The 14,257-nt window shown below is 69.3% G+C and carries 10 protein-coding genes and 1 pseudogene; 8 read left to right on the forward strand and 3 right to left on the reverse strand.

Annotated features, from left to right (window positions below; all coding sequences use genetic code 11):
- Positions 1 to 145 precede the first annotated feature (145 nt).
- Entirely contained in the window at positions 146 to 1,501 is a 1,356-nt protein-coding gene (locus ACIBQ1_RS59175; RefSeq protein ID WP_397292152.1) for a protein kinase, read from the reverse strand.
- A 208-nt stretch (positions 1,502 to 1,709) separates the two neighbouring features.
- On the opposite strand from ACIBQ1_RS59175, the gene ACIBQ1_RS59180 reads away from it, so the two are divergent.
- From ACIBQ1_RS59180 to ACIBQ1_RS59215, 8 genes and pseudogenes are all read left to right on the forward strand, one after another.
- Positions 1,710 to 2,915, forward strand: coding sequence for a 4Fe-4S binding protein (locus ACIBQ1_RS59180; protein ID WP_397292153.1), 1,206 nt, complete (start codon positions 1,710 to 1,712; stop codon positions 2,913 to 2,915).
- Entirely contained in the window at positions 2,912 to 3,721 is an 810-nt protein-coding gene (locus tag ACIBQ1_RS59185; protein ID WP_397292154.1) for an NADH-quinone oxidoreductase subunit J, read from the forward strand. The genes ACIBQ1_RS59180 and ACIBQ1_RS59185 overlap by 4 nt, the downstream gene beginning before the upstream one ends.
- Positions 3,721 to 4,023 (forward strand): annotated as a pseudogene (gene nuoK, locus ACIBQ1_RS59190) (NADH-quinone oxidoreductase subunit NuoK); the annotation flags it as partial. The gene ACIBQ1_RS59185 and the pseudogene nuoK, both read left to right, overlap by 1 nt.
- Before the next feature lie 326 nt (positions 4,024 to 4,349).
- Positions 4,350 to 6,497: an NADH-quinone oxidoreductase subunit L gene (locus tag ACIBQ1_RS59195; protein ID WP_397292156.1), complete on the forward strand. Its 2,148-nt coding sequence runs from the start codon at positions 4,350 to 4,352 to the stop codon at positions 6,495 to 6,497.
- Positions 6,498 to 6,537: 40 nt separating this feature from the next.
- On the forward strand, positions 6,538 to 8,424 hold the full coding sequence (locus ACIBQ1_RS59200; RefSeq protein ID WP_397292157.1) for a NuoM family protein: 1,887 nt from the start codon (positions 6,538 to 6,540) through the stop codon (positions 8,422 to 8,424).
- On the forward strand, positions 8,421 to 10,040 hold the full coding sequence (locus ACIBQ1_RS59205) for an NADH-quinone oxidoreductase subunit N (protein ID WP_397292159.1): 1,620 nt from the start codon (positions 8,421 to 8,423) through the stop codon (positions 10,038 to 10,040). Before ACIBQ1_RS59200 ends, ACIBQ1_RS59205 begins: the two co-directional genes overlap by 4 nt.
- A gap of 132 nt (positions 10,041 to 10,172) precedes the next feature.
- On the forward strand, positions 10,173 to 11,024 hold the full coding sequence (gene htpX, locus ACIBQ1_RS59210; RefSeq protein ID WP_397292160.1) for a zinc metalloprotease HtpX: 852 nt from the start codon (positions 10,173 to 10,175) through the stop codon (positions 11,022 to 11,024).
- A 3-nt stretch (positions 11,025 to 11,027) separates the two neighbouring features.
- Entirely contained in the window at positions 11,028 to 12,512 is a 1,485-nt protein-coding gene (locus ACIBQ1_RS59215; RefSeq protein WP_397292161.1) for a hypothetical protein, read from the forward strand.
- Here the strand turns inward: ACIBQ1_RS59215 and ACIBQ1_RS59220 are convergent.
- Both ACIBQ1_RS59220 and ACIBQ1_RS59225 read right to left on the reverse strand, forming a co-directional pair.
- Positions 12,487 to 12,987 carry an NUDIX hydrolase gene (locus ACIBQ1_RS59220; RefSeq protein WP_397292163.1) on the reverse strand — a complete coding sequence of 167 codons (501 nt, stop codon included), beginning with the start codon at positions 12,985 to 12,987 and terminating at the stop codon, positions 12,487 to 12,489. The genes ACIBQ1_RS59215 and ACIBQ1_RS59220 overlap by 26 nt on opposite strands.
- Positions 12,988 to 13,970: 983 nt before the next feature.
- Positions 13,971 to 14,228 (reverse strand): hypothetical protein, encoded by a 258-nt coding sequence (locus ACIBQ1_RS59225; protein WP_397292164.1) that lies wholly within the window; start codon positions 14,226 to 14,228, stop codon positions 13,971 to 13,973.
- Positions 14,229 to 14,257 lie beyond the last annotated feature (29 nt).

Below are 14,257 nucleotides of genomic sequence, written 5' to 3' on the forward strand. Positions count from 1 at the left end.
TCGAGCGCCTGATGATCGAGAAGAGGCAAGCATCAACGGCCCTGCTAAGGACCGCTGTGGCATAGAACCGTCTCCACGGTTTGGGGGGATTGACACAGCACCCTGGCACCGCACCTGAACCAACGACGCCACTGGGCGGCACAGCTCAGTGCACGATCGCCAGCATCACATCAGACGCCGAAGGCCGCTCCTCAGGACGCTTGTTTAGACACGACCCCACAACCCCCCGCAAAGTAGGCGACAACGGCGACAGGTCCGGATGTAACGTGAGCACCCGGTTGAACACAGCAGGCACGGTGTCCTCCCCGAAGGCAGGTCGCCCCGTAGCCGCGAACATGATCGTCACAGCCCAGCTGAACACATCGGAAGCCGGCCCCACAGCCTCCCCCGTCAGCTGCTCAGGCGACATGTACGGCGGCGTCCCGATCATCTTTCCCGACGTCAACGTCACCTGATCCAGCGCCCGGGCGATCCCGAAGTCGATCACCCGCGGCCCGTCGCTCCCGATCAGCACATTGCTCGGCTTGAAATCACGATGCACGATCCCCGCCTTGTGGATCGCTGCCAACGCCCCGGCTGTGGATAACGCCAGCCGGGTCAGACTGTCCTCATCCCGCGGCCCGTGTTTCTTGACGAGCTGCTCCAGCGAGGGCCCATCCACGTATTCGCTGACAATGTAGGCATGCTGCCCGGAGATGTTCACGTCGAGCACGCGGGCTGTGGAAAACGTCGCCACCCGCCGAGCCGCGTCCACCTCCCGCGCGAACCTGGCCCGCGCCGTCTCATCGACGAGATCGTGCAGCACCTTCACGGCCACCCGCGCCCCGGTGGGCCCCATAGCCAGGTAAACCGCCCCCTGCCCACCGCGCCCGAGCGACTGGAGCACCCGATACTGCCCGATCCACTCGGGCTCTCCTGGACGCCGTCGGCGCGACTCGGGCTCGCCCGAACGCCTCCGATGGTTCTCGGCAGGACCGGGACGAGCTTGAGGGGTCTCGGCGGAGGACGGACGCCGCTGGTACGTCTCGGCGGAGGACGGACGCGGCCGGTGCGTTTCGGCGGGGCCGGGACGCTGCTGATAGGGGCCAGACTCCCGGTGCCCCGGCGAGGTCGTCCTCTGACGCAGATCCGTGTGCAGCGTATGCACCGGCCCTTGCGGCTGCAGCCGCAGCCGCGTCGTCCGTGCCATGATCGGCACCAGAACCCCCGAGTGAACGGCTCCACCGAGCCAACTGGCGATCAGCCCCAGCGAGACCAGCAAGGACAGTGGCTGGGGAATGTCTTCATAGGTCTCGTACGCCAGCGCCGCGATCACGAACGACCCGATGCAGACCAGATAGACGGACGCTGCGAAGACCTGCCAGATGCTCCGTAGCCAGAACGCGGCGAACCCGATGGTGAACGGGGTCGCCAGCCCGCACGTGAACAAGGGCAGGCAGGCCCACACGATGGCGGCCGCCCACGCCCCGCCACCGGGACGGACCTGATGGCTCTGCTGCATGGCCGAGAGACTATCGCCCCGACACGGTTCATACCGGGCATGCGCACAGCTTGTGGATAACTCCCCGCCAACCTGTGGACGGCTGTGGAAAACTGGGGACAGTGTCCCCACTCATTTGCCTGCGGGACCAATTGCGTCATGATATTGAAGCATGGGGCGGATACCAGGAGTCGGGCTGGCAAAGGGGCTGTCCATCACCCTGCGCCACATGCTGCGCAAATCGGTGACGCAGCAGTATCCCGAGGTCAAGCCTGCCCTCCCGCCCCGCAGCCGCGGCGTTATCGCCCTGGTTGAGGAAAACTGCACCTCTTGCATGCTCTGTGCCCGAGAGTGCCCCGACTGGTGCATCTACATCGACTCGCACAAGGAGACGATCCCGGCCCCCGAGGGTGGCCGCCCCCGCCAGCGGAACGTCCTCGACCGCTTCGCCATCGACTTCAGCCTGTGCATGTACTGCGGCATATGCATCGAGGTATGCCCCTTCGACGCCCTCTTCTGGTCTCCGGAGTTCGAGTACGCGGAAGGCGACATCCGCAACCTCATCCACGAGAAGGACAAGCTGGCCGCCTGGACCCAGACGGTTCCCCTGCCTCCGGCCCACGACCCGGGCGCCGAGCCCCCGAAGGAGCTCACCGCCGCCCCGCGCCGCCCAGCGGCCGCACGCACACCTCGTACGGCACCGCAGCCCAGAGGCACGACAGGCGCAGAGCCATCCCCCCGGCCCGTAGCGGCAGCGCCGGCGGCCGGGACAAGCGGCGCAAGGCCCACCCCGGATGCCGCACAAGAGGAAACAAAGGGCCAGGAGCCCACAACCGGAGCAACGCAAACAGAGCGCCCAGCAGGCGTCCCCGCAACACCGCCGGAAACTGCCGCCCCTGGGACGACGTCCGACTCCAGCGCCCCCGGCACCTCAGCGACGGCACCCGGGACCGACGCCCAGGACGGCGAGCCCACCGCGAACACGCCCGGACCAGGCCCTGCCACACGCGCGCCGGCCGGACGCCCACGCCGCCCGATCCAGAACGTACGGGGAATCCGACCCCCAGGCGCACTCCCATCCCGCGCTCAGGACGACCGCCCGCCCGCACCAGGCGAGACGAACACCGGCGCGCCGGGCTCCACCGCCTCGACGGCAGCCGACCGGCCGACCACATCGCGCCCCGCAGAAGAGGGCGAGACGACCACCGCCGATTCCTCCGTGGTGGAGCCACCCCAGGGGCAGGCTTCATCCACAGAACAGTCGTCCCCAGAAAAGTTGTCCACAGCCTCGGGCGCCCCGCAACCGGAGCCCGGGCCGGAGGAGCAGACTTCTGCCGCGAGCCCCCGCAGGCGGAGGATGGCCGATCCACGGTCCATCCGACCGCCCGGGCGGCTCGGTCCTGACGAGACAAGGGAGCCCGAGGAGGAGTCGTGACCGAGGCGGTGCCCTCCTACCTGTCACCCACCGGGCAAGAGATCGTCTTCTTGCTGCTGGGCGCGGTAGCGGTTGGATCGGCGCTGCTTGTCGTCACGACCAGACAACTCGTCCACGCCGCCCTCTGGCTGGTGGTGTCCTTCGGCGCCCTGGCGGGCGGCTATCTCGTCCTGACCGCCGAGTTCGTGGCCTGGGTCCAGGTGCTGATCTACGTGGGCGCGGTGGTCGTGCTGCTGCTGTTCGGCATCATGCTCACCCGGGCCCCCATCGGTCGCTCCCCAGACCTCGACAGCGGCAACCGCCTGGTCGCAGCCCTGGTGGCGGTGGCGACGGCAGCCATCCTCGTCACGGTGGTGATCGACGGATTCCACGCCGCCTACACACCGCTCACCCCCGGCCAGGGCGCCGCCAAGGAGTTGGGCGCCAGTGTGTTCGCCACCTGGGTGCTGCCGTTCGAGGCGTTGTCCGTGCTCCTGCTCGCCGCCCTGATCGGTGCCATCGTGCTGTCCCGTACGGACATCCCAGGCGGCTCATCCGCTCCGACCGGGGACAACACGCCACCCGACCAGCCGGACACCACGGATTCACCGGCCCCCGCGACCGGGAGTGACTCGGCGCCTCAGCAGGCATCAGGCCATTCAGCCAGGGAAGGCACGCGTACGGGGGGTAGGTCACCTTCCACCGGGAGCGGGGAAAGCTCGCCGGTCCGGACCGAGGCCAGCCCGTCGCCCCCCGGCGCCCGGGACAACTCGGTGCCCGACCGGACCGGGGGCAATCTGCCGCCCGATCAGACCGGGGGTCATTAGTGCACATCGTCTACCCGGCTGTCGTCTCCGCGCTCCTGTTCTCCATCGGCGTGTACGGCGTGCTCGCCCGGCGCAACACGATCCTCGTGCTGATGTCGGTCGAGCTGATGCTCAACGCCGTCAACCTCAACCTGGTGGCCTTCGACGTGTGGCTGGCCGACCGCCTGCACAGCGGCCAGGTCCTCACGCTGTTCGTCATCGTCATAGCGGCCGCCGAGGTGGGCCTGGGGCTCGCGATCGTGCTGGCGCTGTACCGCAACCGCCGTACCGTCGACATCGACCACCTCCGCGACCTCGCCGAACCCACGGACGAGCCCTCCGCCGCACCCGCGATCGGGGGCGCCCCCGACGACGCCGCGCACGCGACAACGACACTCGTACGAGGCAACTCCGTCACCCCGGAGCGCATCCCCGAGCCCGCCACGGTCCTCGCCAACACTGTCGACTCCAGCAAGGGCCGCCCGGACGGCACCGCAGAACCCAATGAGCACCATCACACCCAGCAGGCTCAGACGTCCTCCCGAGCCTCAGCCCGGCAGGACGGGGCAGGCGAGACGGATCGGACAGGACGAGCGGAGGCCGACGGTGGCCGTGGGGGCGACCGGCCCGTCAAACGAGGTGGCACGCTGTGACGACATTCCCGCTCATCGCCGTGCTCCTGCCCTTCGCCGCCGCCGCGGCAGGCCTGCTGCTGTCCCGCTGGCCCCACCAGGCACGCCCTTCGGACAGCGGCGGCGGAGGACGCATCCCGACATCGCATCCCAAGACGCCCGCCCCCGAGGCCCTCCACCCGACGGCGCCCGCCTCCGGACTCGCGAAACCCCCGCCCAAGGCCACAGCGGCCGCACCCGCCAGGCCGGCGAACCACGCCACGCCACCCACCCCCGGATCCGCGCCCCCCGGCCCCAAGCCCCCCACCCCACCGATCTCCAAGACGGCCGGATCAACCAGAGCAGCCGAAACAGCCAAGGCAGCAGCAGACCAGCGGGCCAACACCCGGGCAGCCTGGATAGCGATCCTCCCGACCACCCTCTCGGCGATCCTGGCGGGTTGGCTCGCCTGGGGTCCGGGCTTCGCCTACCTGCACGGCGCGACCACCTCCCCACCCACCGGCCAGACGTACGGCACCATCGTCACCGGCGGCGTCCCGATCACGCTCACCCTCCAGGCCGACAACCTGTCGAGCGTCCTCGGCGTCCTGGTCACCCTCGTCGCCCTGGCCGTGCAGATCTACTCCGTCGGCTACCTCAAAGACGACCCGCGCTACCCCTCCTACAGCGCGTTCATCAGCCTGTTCACCAGCGCCATGCTCCTGGTGATCTACGCGGGCGACCTCCTGGTCCTCTACGTGGGCTGGGAGATCATGGGCCTCTGCTCGTACCTCCTCATCGGCCACTGGTGGGAAGACCGGGGCAATTCACGCGCGGCGGTCAAGGCGTTCCTCGTCACCCGCCTGGGCGACGTCGGCTTCCTCTTCGGCATCTTCGTGCTCGGCCTCGCGGCAGGCAGTTTCCGGATCAGCGACGTGCTGGGGAAGGTGCCGGAGATGTCCGCGGCCACGCTCGTGACCGCCACGATGCTCCTGCTGGCCGGCGTGGCGGGCAAGAGCGCGCAGGTCCCGCTGCACACCTGGCTCCCCGACGCCATGGCGGGCCCCACGCCGATCAGCGCCCTGATCCACGCCGCGACCATGGTCGCCGCCGGGATCTTCATCGTGGCCAGGCTGTTCCCCGCGTTCGTCGCGGCCCGGCCCACGCTCGACGTGCTGGCCGTCGTCGCGGCCCTGGGCATGCTGGGCGCCGCGCTGGCCGCGTTGGCCCAGGACGACCTGAAACGGGTGCTCGCCTACTCCACGATCAGCCAGCTCGCATACATGGCGGGCGGCCTGGCCGCGGGCTCCGACACGGCGGCCATCTTCCACCTGCTGACGCACGGCGCCTTCAAGGCCCTGCTGTTCCTGTGCGCGGGCGCGGTGATCCACCACGTCGGCTCCAACCGGATGACCCAGATGGGCGGCCTGCGCCGCGAACTGCCGGTGACGTTCGTGACGATGACGATAGGTTTCGCCGCCCTGATGGGCATCCCCCCGGCCAGCGGCTTCTTCAGCAAGGACGGCATCCTGCTGGCCATGGACCGCGCACTGTCCACCGGCGGTCTGACCGACGCGGCCGCGCTCCTCCTGTACGGCTGCGCGCTCGCGACCGTGGCCGTCACCGGCGCGTACGCCACCAGAGCCTGGCTACGCACGTTCTTCGGCGAGGCGCGGGTCGTGGCTCTCCCGGAGCCGGAGCCCGGCACGGCCCACGTCGTGGACGTCACCGAGGCCCCCCGCACGATGCTCGTGCCCGTCGTCGTCCTCGCCGTCCCGGCCCTGCTGCTGGGCTTCGCGGGGGAGCTGCACCTGGACCTCGGCGTGGCCGCCGTCAGCGTCCTGCTCGCCGCGCTCGGCGCCGGGGTGGTGTACGCGTTCTGGCACATCGACCCCATCGCCGACCCGGCCCGCCTGCTGGGGCCGTTGCGGGGGCCGTGCGAGCGGGCGTTCCACGTGGACGGCCTCTACGCCGCGCTGGTCGCCCGCCCGGTCCTGGCCCTGGCCAGGCTCACGGTGCGGACGGACGACGTGATCGTGGACGGGGCGGTGCGCGCGTCCGGCAGGTCGGCGCGCGGATTGTCCGGAGTGCTGAGACTGGCCCAGAACGGCAATGTCCAGCTCTACGTGACCGGCGTGCTGGCCGGTGTCCTGCTGATCGCGGTGGGGGCGGTGGTGTTCGCATGACAGCCCGGTCTCGCCTCGGGGCAGAGGCGGAGGTGCTCGCATGATGGCCTGGCTCTCCGTCGCGCTGCTGGCCGTGCCGCTGCTCGGCGCCCTCATGCTCCTCCTCGCGCCGCACCGGCTCCGGCCGCTGCTGCACACGTACGGACTGACCTTGTCCGGCCTGACGCTGGCACTGGCCGTGTTGATGGCGGCGACGTTCGACTACTCGCGGGCCGCGCGGCCCCAGTTCGAGGTCGACCAGGCGTGGATCCCCGGTTTGGGGCTCCGCTTCCACCTCGGCGTCGACGGGATCTCGCTGCCGCTGATCGTGCTGACCGCGCTGCTGACGTTCCTGTGCTTCCTCTATCTGTGCTGGGGCGCCGCGCGGACAGGGTTCGTGCGGGCGCGGCCGAGGGCGCTGGCGTTCACGCTGCTGGTGCTCGAAGTAGGCATGATCGGTACGTTCCTCGCCCTCGACCTGCTGCTCTTCTTCGTGTTCTTCGAGATCGTCCTCGTCCCGATGTACTTCGTGATCGGCATCTGGGGCGGGGAGGGGCGCCGGGCGGCGTCGGTCAAGTTCATCCTGTACACGCTGCTCGGCTCGGTCGTGATGCTGCTCGGCCTGCTGCTCGTATGGGCCCAGACCGGCACGCTCGACATCGAGGCACTGAGCGCGGCCCACGGCGCCGGCATGGCCAGATCCGTGCAGATTCTGGCGTTCGTGGCGATCGGCAGCGGCCTGGCGGTGAAGACCCCCATGTGGCCTTTGCACACCTGGCTGCCCGACGCCCACACCGAAGCCCCCACCGTCGGCTCGGTGCTGCTCGCCGGGGTGCTGCTCAAGATGGGCACGTACGGCTTCGCCAGGATCGCCATCCCCATCCTTCCCGAGGGTGCGATGGCGGTGGCGCCGTGGCTCGGCGCGTTCGCCGTGGTGGGCATCATTTATGGCGCTCTGGCCTGCCTCGCTCAGCGCGACCTCAAACGCATGATCGCCTACTCGTCCGTCGGTCACATGGGCTTCGTCCTGCTGGGGTTCGCCACGTTGACCCCGGTCGGCATCAACGGCGCCCTCTTCGCGAACGTCGCCCACGGCCTCATCACCGGCCTGCTGTTCTTCCTGGCCGGAGCGATCAAGGACCGGTACCACACCGCCGACATCCCGTCTCTGGGCGGCGGCATGCTGGCGACGCTGCCGCGGCTGGGCTCGGTGCTCACCTTCGCGGCGATCGCCTCGCTGGGGCTTCCGGGGCTGGCCGGGTTCTGGGGGGAGATGCTGGCGCTGTTCGGGGCGTTCCAGCCGGCGAACGGGCTGCCCCGCGGGCTGTTCCTGACGTACATGGCGATCGGGGGTCTGGGGGCGGTCCTGACGGCCGCGTACTTCCTGGTCATGTTGTCCCGCGTGACCCACGGTCGGCCCGGGACGAGCAGCGCCTTCTTGGACGAGCGGGAAGGCGCCACACCGGACGAGCGTCCCGTCGTACCCCTCGGCGCGCCGGCGGGACGCTCGGCGACGGCCACCCTGGAGCCGCCCCCGAGACCGGAGCCCTACGGCGAGCCTCTTGATCCAGGAACGCCTTCGGACCGCATCGAACCGTCCGGCGGCGGCGACCACGTGCGCCTGGGCGATGCCGGGCCTGTGCAAGGCCGCACGTCTTCACATCGCCTCGATCTGTCCAGCGACGACGACGCGTCTTCACACCGCCCCGGTCCGCCCGGCGACGACGACGCGACCCCGTATGACGCCGGCCGTGGGGGCGGCGCCGATTCTCCGGGCGGGCCTCACCGGACCGGCGCACCCTGGCCGGCGACGGACGACATCAGGAGCTACGAGCTGCTGGCCTGGACACCCCTGGTGGCCTTGATCCTGATCTTCGGGCTCTGGCCCGGCCTCCTCCTGTCGCTCACCACACCGGCCGTGCAGACCCTGCTGGGAGCCGTCTCATGATCCAGCAGATCGACTACTTCGTGATCGCGCCTCCGCTGGCGCTCGCCCTGGTGGCCGCTCTGGTGCTGCTGCTGGACGCGTTCCTCCCGGCCCGCTCCCGTACGAAGACCGTGCTGGGGCTTGTCACACTGGCCGGCGTCCTGGTCGCGCTGGCCTTCGTCGTCGCCCAGGCGATCAGGGGCGGCCCCTCGCAGTCGACGTTCTGCGTCCCGGCCGACCTGGCCGGCCCCACCGGGCTGTGCTCCTTCGTGGCGGACGGGTTCACGCTGGTGTTCGCCGGCATGGTGCTGGTCGCGGCCGTGGTGGTCGTGCTGATGTCGATGACCGAGCTGGCGGCCGGCGGCATCCCGGTGGGCGAGTGGTACTTCCTCCTCCTCTGCACTCTCGTCGGCGCGGTGACCCTGCCCGCCTCCCGAGACCTGATCATGCTCGTGGTGGCGCTCGAGCTGGTCTCGCTCCCGGTCTTCGCCCTCACCGCCCTGAAGCGCTACGACGGCCGGGCCTCCGAGGCCGCCGTGAAGCTCTTCGTGGTTTCGGTCGTGTCGACCGCCGTCATGCTGTTCGGCGTCTCGCTCCTGTACGGCATCGCGGGCACGGTCTACCTGTCCCGCCTGGGAGCCGTCTTCAGCGGCCAGGCCCCAGCGCCGGGTTTGGCGGAGGCCGCGGCCCAGGCGACTGCCCAGAGCCTGCCTGCCGTCGTCTCGGTCGGGGTCGTGCTCGTGGTGGCGGGGTTCGCCTTCAAGATCGCCGTGGTGCCGTTCCACTCCTGGGCGGCCGACGTCTATCAGGGCGCCCCCGTCCCCGTGGCCGCGCTGCTGTCGGTGATCTCCAAGGCAGCCGGGTTCGCCGGGTTGATCCTCGTACTGGTCGCCGGGCTGCCCGGGCAGGCCGCCACCTGGGCGCCCATCGTCGGTGTCATCGCCGCGCTGACCATGTCCGTGGGAAACCTGCTGGCCATGCGCCAACGTTCCGCCGTACGCCTGCTGGCCTGGTCCTCCGTCGCCCAGTCCGGCTACATCCTGGCGCCGCTGGCGGTGGCGGCGGCCCAGAGCCCCACGTCCCGGCCTTCCGGGGCGACCGCCGCACTCCAGGCTCCGGCCGGAACCGGGCCCACCTCGGCCGACCTCCCGATGGCCGGCGCGGTCGGCACCTCCATGGCGTACCTGATCATCTACGCCGCCATGAACCTCGGCGCGTTCGCGGTGGTCCTGCTCGTCTCCAGGACCGCCGCCCGCAACGAGCTCGACGACTACCGGGGCCTGGTGTTCCGCCGCCCGGCCGCGGGGCTCGCGCTGGCGTTCTGCCTGGTCTGCCTCGCCGGCCTCCCACCGGGTCTGGCCGGGCTCTTCGCCAAGGTGTTCGTGTTCCGCGAGATCGTGGAGGGCGGCTCGGGCTGGCTGGCCCTGATCATGGCCGTCAACACCGTGATCGGCCTCTACTACTACGCCGTCTGGACCACCCGCCTCTTCATCCCCGCCACGGGTCCGGTCCTCGCCCAGCGCCGCCCGACGCCCACGACGTGGCTGGCCATCGGCCTCGCCCTGGGGGTGGCCGTGCTGTTCTCGATCGCCCCCCAGCTGGTCCTGGACATGACTGCACTGTCCGCCTTCGGCTGAGACACGCGACCATGGAGCGAACGAGAAAGTCGCGCTCCGCCCATAGTTGAGTACGGCGGGGAGCGGCTGGGGAACGAAGGACCGGGTCGTGGTCGTTGGACGTGGTGAACCCAGACCACGAAGGGGGGAACCTTGCACCACAACGGCCTGCGCACGGCCATCCTGCTGGGTGGCATGTCGGCGCTGATCGTCGCGGTGGGCGCGTGGTTGGGCGGCGGCGCCGGTGCGCAGTTCGCGCTCGTGCTCGCCCTGCTGAGCAACGGAGTCGCCTACTTCTTCTCCGACCGCATCGCCCTGTCGGCCATGCGCGCCAGGCCGGTCAGCGAGGTGGAGCAGCCCACGCTCTACCGGATCGTGCGAGAGCTCTCCACCGAGGCCCGCCAGCCGATGCCACGCCTGTACATCTCGCCGACGGTGCAGCCGAACGCGTTCGCGACCGGCAGGAGCCCGCGCCAGGCCGCGGTCTGCGTGACGTACGGCCTGACCCAGCTGCTCGACGAGGCCGAGCTGCGCGGAGTGATCGGGCACGAGCTGTCACACGTGTACAACCGAGACATCCTCATCTCCTCCGTCGCCGGCGCGCTCGCCACGATGATCACGTGGATCAGCTACGTGGCGGTGTTCTTCGGTGGCTCGGACGATGACGAGGGGCCGGGCTTCGTGGGCGCGTTGCTGATGATGGTGCTCGGACCGGTGGCGGCCGGGATGGTGCAGATGGCGATCTCCCGCACGAGAGAGTTCCAGGCCGACGAATCAGGCGCCAGGCTCACGGGCGACCCGCTCGCCCTGGCCTCGGCGCTCCGCAAGATCGAGATGGGTGCCCGCAGGCTTCCGCTCCCCGAGAACAGCCGCCTCACCTCGGCCTCCCACATGATGATCGCGAACCCGTTCAGCGGCTCGGGCTTCGGCCGCCTGTTCTCCACGCATCCGCCCACGTCCGAGCGGGTCGCCCGCCTCGAGCGCATGGCCGGCTACCGCCGCTGACCCATGCGCCGATTAACCAAGGCGGAGCGGAGGCTCTGGAACGCGTTCCCCACCGGGGAAACGGTCGAGCTGGGCCCGTTCGAGATCGGTCCGCCCGGCACGGCCGGCGCGAACGCCCCCACGGACGGCCACACGTGGGGGCCCGGACGCTCGATCAGAGCCGAAGTGATCGCCCAGTTGCTCCTCGGGGCCCGCGACACGGGCACCGGCTCGGTCCCGGCCGTACGTCTACGCGGCGCGCGGATCACCGGCCGACTCACGATCATCGGCGGCACGATCCCGTACGAACTCGGCCTGATCGGCTGCCATCTGGATGAACCCATCCGTCTCACCGACTCCACCACCCGCACCGTACGGCTGACCGACTGCCGCCTCCCGGGCCTCAGCGGCGGCGGCATGCGGGTGGCCGGGCACCTCAGCCTGTCCGGCTCGAACATCACCGGCACCGTGCGCCTGAACCGGGCCCAGTTCGAGAGCGGGCTGTGGCTGGGCGGCACCAAGCTGACGGCTGACGACGACGAGGAATGGGCGCTCTACGCGAACGCCGTCGTCGTGGACTCCGGCACGTACATGCGCAACGCCGACTTCACCGGCGGAATCGGCCTGGTCGGCGCCCGCCTGAACGGCGGACTCTTCCTGGACGGCGCTAACCTCCGCAATCCCGGCAAGCAAGCCCTCACCGCCGACAACATGGTCGTCGAGGACGTCATACGCTGCACCGGCGGATTCCTGGCATTGGGCTGCGTACGCTTACGCGGAGCGCGTATCAACGGGACACTCTTGCTCGATGGGATCATCCGAAGCCCCGACACCCGCTACGCCCTCAACGCAAGCCACATGGAGCTCCGCGAGCTGTACCTGAAGCCCGCGAAGCCCATCGAAGGCGTCGTCACGCTCGCACACACCACCGTCGGCACATTGCATGACGATCCGGACACCTGGCCCGAGAAACTCCGCCTGAACGGCCTGACTTACGACCGCCTGCGCGGCTCCGGCATAACCCGGCGAATCGACTGGGTGACCCGGGATCCGGAGGGGTTCAGGCCGCAACCGTACGAGCAGCTCGCGGCCTGGTTCCTCAGCGACGGCAACGACGCGCTCGCCCGGCGCACCCAACTCGCCAAACTCCGCGCCCGCCGGCAGACGCAGGGATTCGGAAGCCGGGCGTGGGGGCGGCTGCTCGACGTCGCGGTCGGGTACGGCTACCGCCCCTGGCTGGCGGGCATGTGGTTCGCCCTCCTGCTGGCGCTCGGGACGGTCGTCTTCGCCATCAACCCTCCAAGAGCGCTCAAACCGTCCGAGAGCCCCGATTTCCACCCCTTCGCCTATACCTTCGACCTCCTGCTCCCGATCCCCGCATTCGGGCAACGAGAGCTGTTCGACCCGGCGGGGTGGACGCAGTGGCTGGCGTACGGACTGATCGTCTCCGGCTGGATCCTGGCGACGGCGCTGATCGCCGGCGCTACGCGGATCCTCCGCCCCCAGTGACCTCGGCCGATCCATCGCCCGCGACGATCTCGCGCAGGATGGACGCGAGATTCTTGGGAAAGACGGCCTCCTCGGTGCTCTCGAGCGCCTCCGCGCTCCACCACCGGTAATCCGTCGTCGTGTCCTTCTCGATCTGCTCCATGTGTTCGAACGACACGACCGCATCGGCGCCAACCCGGAGCGCGAAGAACGTCTGATCCTGCGTGATGGCGTACTCGGCGTAGTTGAACTCGATCACGCTGCTCCCGTGCGGGCCGCTGAGCTCGCCCGCGTCCGCCCGGATCCCGACCTCCTCGAACAACTCCCGCGCCGCCGCCTCCTGCAACGTCTCACCGTCCTCCGCCGCCCCACCGATCGTGAACCAGAACGGCTCATCCGGCCTGGCCGGATCGAAGCCGTAGAGCAGGAGAACTCGATCTTGATCATCAATGGGCAGGGCACGCGCCGTAAAGCGGCGCAGGGGGATCTTCGTCACGTTTACCCACCTTACGATCAAGCCACAACACACCGCCCACTGCCAGACCAGCCGGACTCTCGAACTGGACCAGATCAACCTCAAGCGTCGTGAGGTCAACGCCAGTCAGGAGCCGGTCTTCGTGAGCACCCGCCAACGCCATGATCTACACACTGCCAGCGGGCGCACCGGCACGGAGAAGTCGAACACCACGAAATCCGTTAATTCACGTCCACGCCACGCAGATCAAGCGGGGCGCCGGGCTCAGCCTGAGCCGTCGGGGGTATATCGGCGGCTTCGGCTGAGCCTTTAGCCGTCCAGCGATCGATCAGCTCGGGCTGGAAGGGGGTGGCGCGGTATCTCGGGTCGGGCGCTCGTTCAGGTGCCGCCGAAGTCCTGCCATTTCATCGCCGAGAGCTGCGAGATCTTGTCCGATCGCGGCCCGGAATTCAGTGGTGCCGGTCTTCACCTGAGCGACGCCGACCATGGTGGTCCTGATGGCGTCACCGAGGGGCACGCCCGGCTTCGGGTGCCCGCACACGTGACATCAGGTGACATCAGGTCGAGAAGGCACGCTTCCACATCCATGAGCTCCAACCCTTACGGCAGAGGGAGCATCTCCCCGAGGTTTCCTCCGGCCATGGTCCCATTGCGTGAGCGCTCGGCGACGGACAGTCGGCAAGGGGTCCGATGGGCAGCTGTGGTCAGCCAGTAGTTCGGTCATAACGACGCCTGGATTCTTTCTCCCGGAGAGGAGGATCGAACTCCCGGTGCAGACCGGCGAAGAGACCCCGGCCAGCGAAAACGAGGTCAAGGCGAGGTGCCTGAAAGATCAGGTGACACGCCGGCGATCGACTCAAAGTCTCCGGTAGATGAGTCAACGACCAAGAAGGCCGTGAACGCGGAGACCTTGGCCGCGCCCTGTTGGCAGCGGGGTGAATGGATGATCTGAACCGTCCTATAGCGCCGGCCGGGCACAGTCGGGTCCATCGATCGGCAGATGATCACGGATTCCACGACCTGTCGGGCGCATCGGCACGCGGCCGCGGCCAAGGAAAGGCCAATCCGCAGGCGAGCGCCGAGTCGATCAGCGATGTGCGGGAGTAGCCGGTCGACCATGCGAGCAGCGCCACGCCGTGGAAACGCGGCATCAACGGCGCAAACATCATCCGGCCGCGGCGGCCACTCGCTTTCTCATGCTTGCCGTCCTCCAGGAAGCCATCATCCACATCGCCGCAATCAACAAGCGGCGATGAACCCACTTCTGAAGCACGGCCCTTACGTCACACCA

It is taken from the genome of Nonomuraea sp. NPDC050153, assembly GCF_044460125.1.
Classification (GTDB): Bacteria; Actinomycetota; Actinomycetes; order Streptosporangiales; family Streptosporangiaceae; genus Nonomuraea.

Excerpts from the sequence above, each read along its gene's own strand:
- ACIBQ1_RS59175 (WP_397292152.1), bottom strand. The coding sequence starts at position 1,501 with ATGCAGCAGAGCCATCAGGTCCGTCCCGGTGGCGGGGCGTGGGCGGCC.
- ACIBQ1_RS59180 (WP_397292153.1), top strand. The coding sequence starts at position 1,710 with ATGCTGCGCAAATCGGTGACGCAGCAGTATCCCGAGGTCAAGCCTGCC.
- ACIBQ1_RS59200 (WP_397292157.1), top strand. The coding sequence starts at position 6,538 with ATGATGGCCTGGCTCTCCGTCGCGCTGCTGGCCGTGCCGCTGCTCGGC.
- ACIBQ1_RS59205 (WP_397292159.1), top strand. The coding sequence starts at position 8,421 with ATGATCCAGCAGATCGACTACTTCGTGATCGCGCCTCCGCTGGCGCTC.
- ACIBQ1_RS59215 (WP_397292161.1), top strand. The coding sequence starts at position 11,028 with ATGCGCCGATTAACCAAGGCGGAGCGGAGGCTCTGGAACGCGTTCCCC.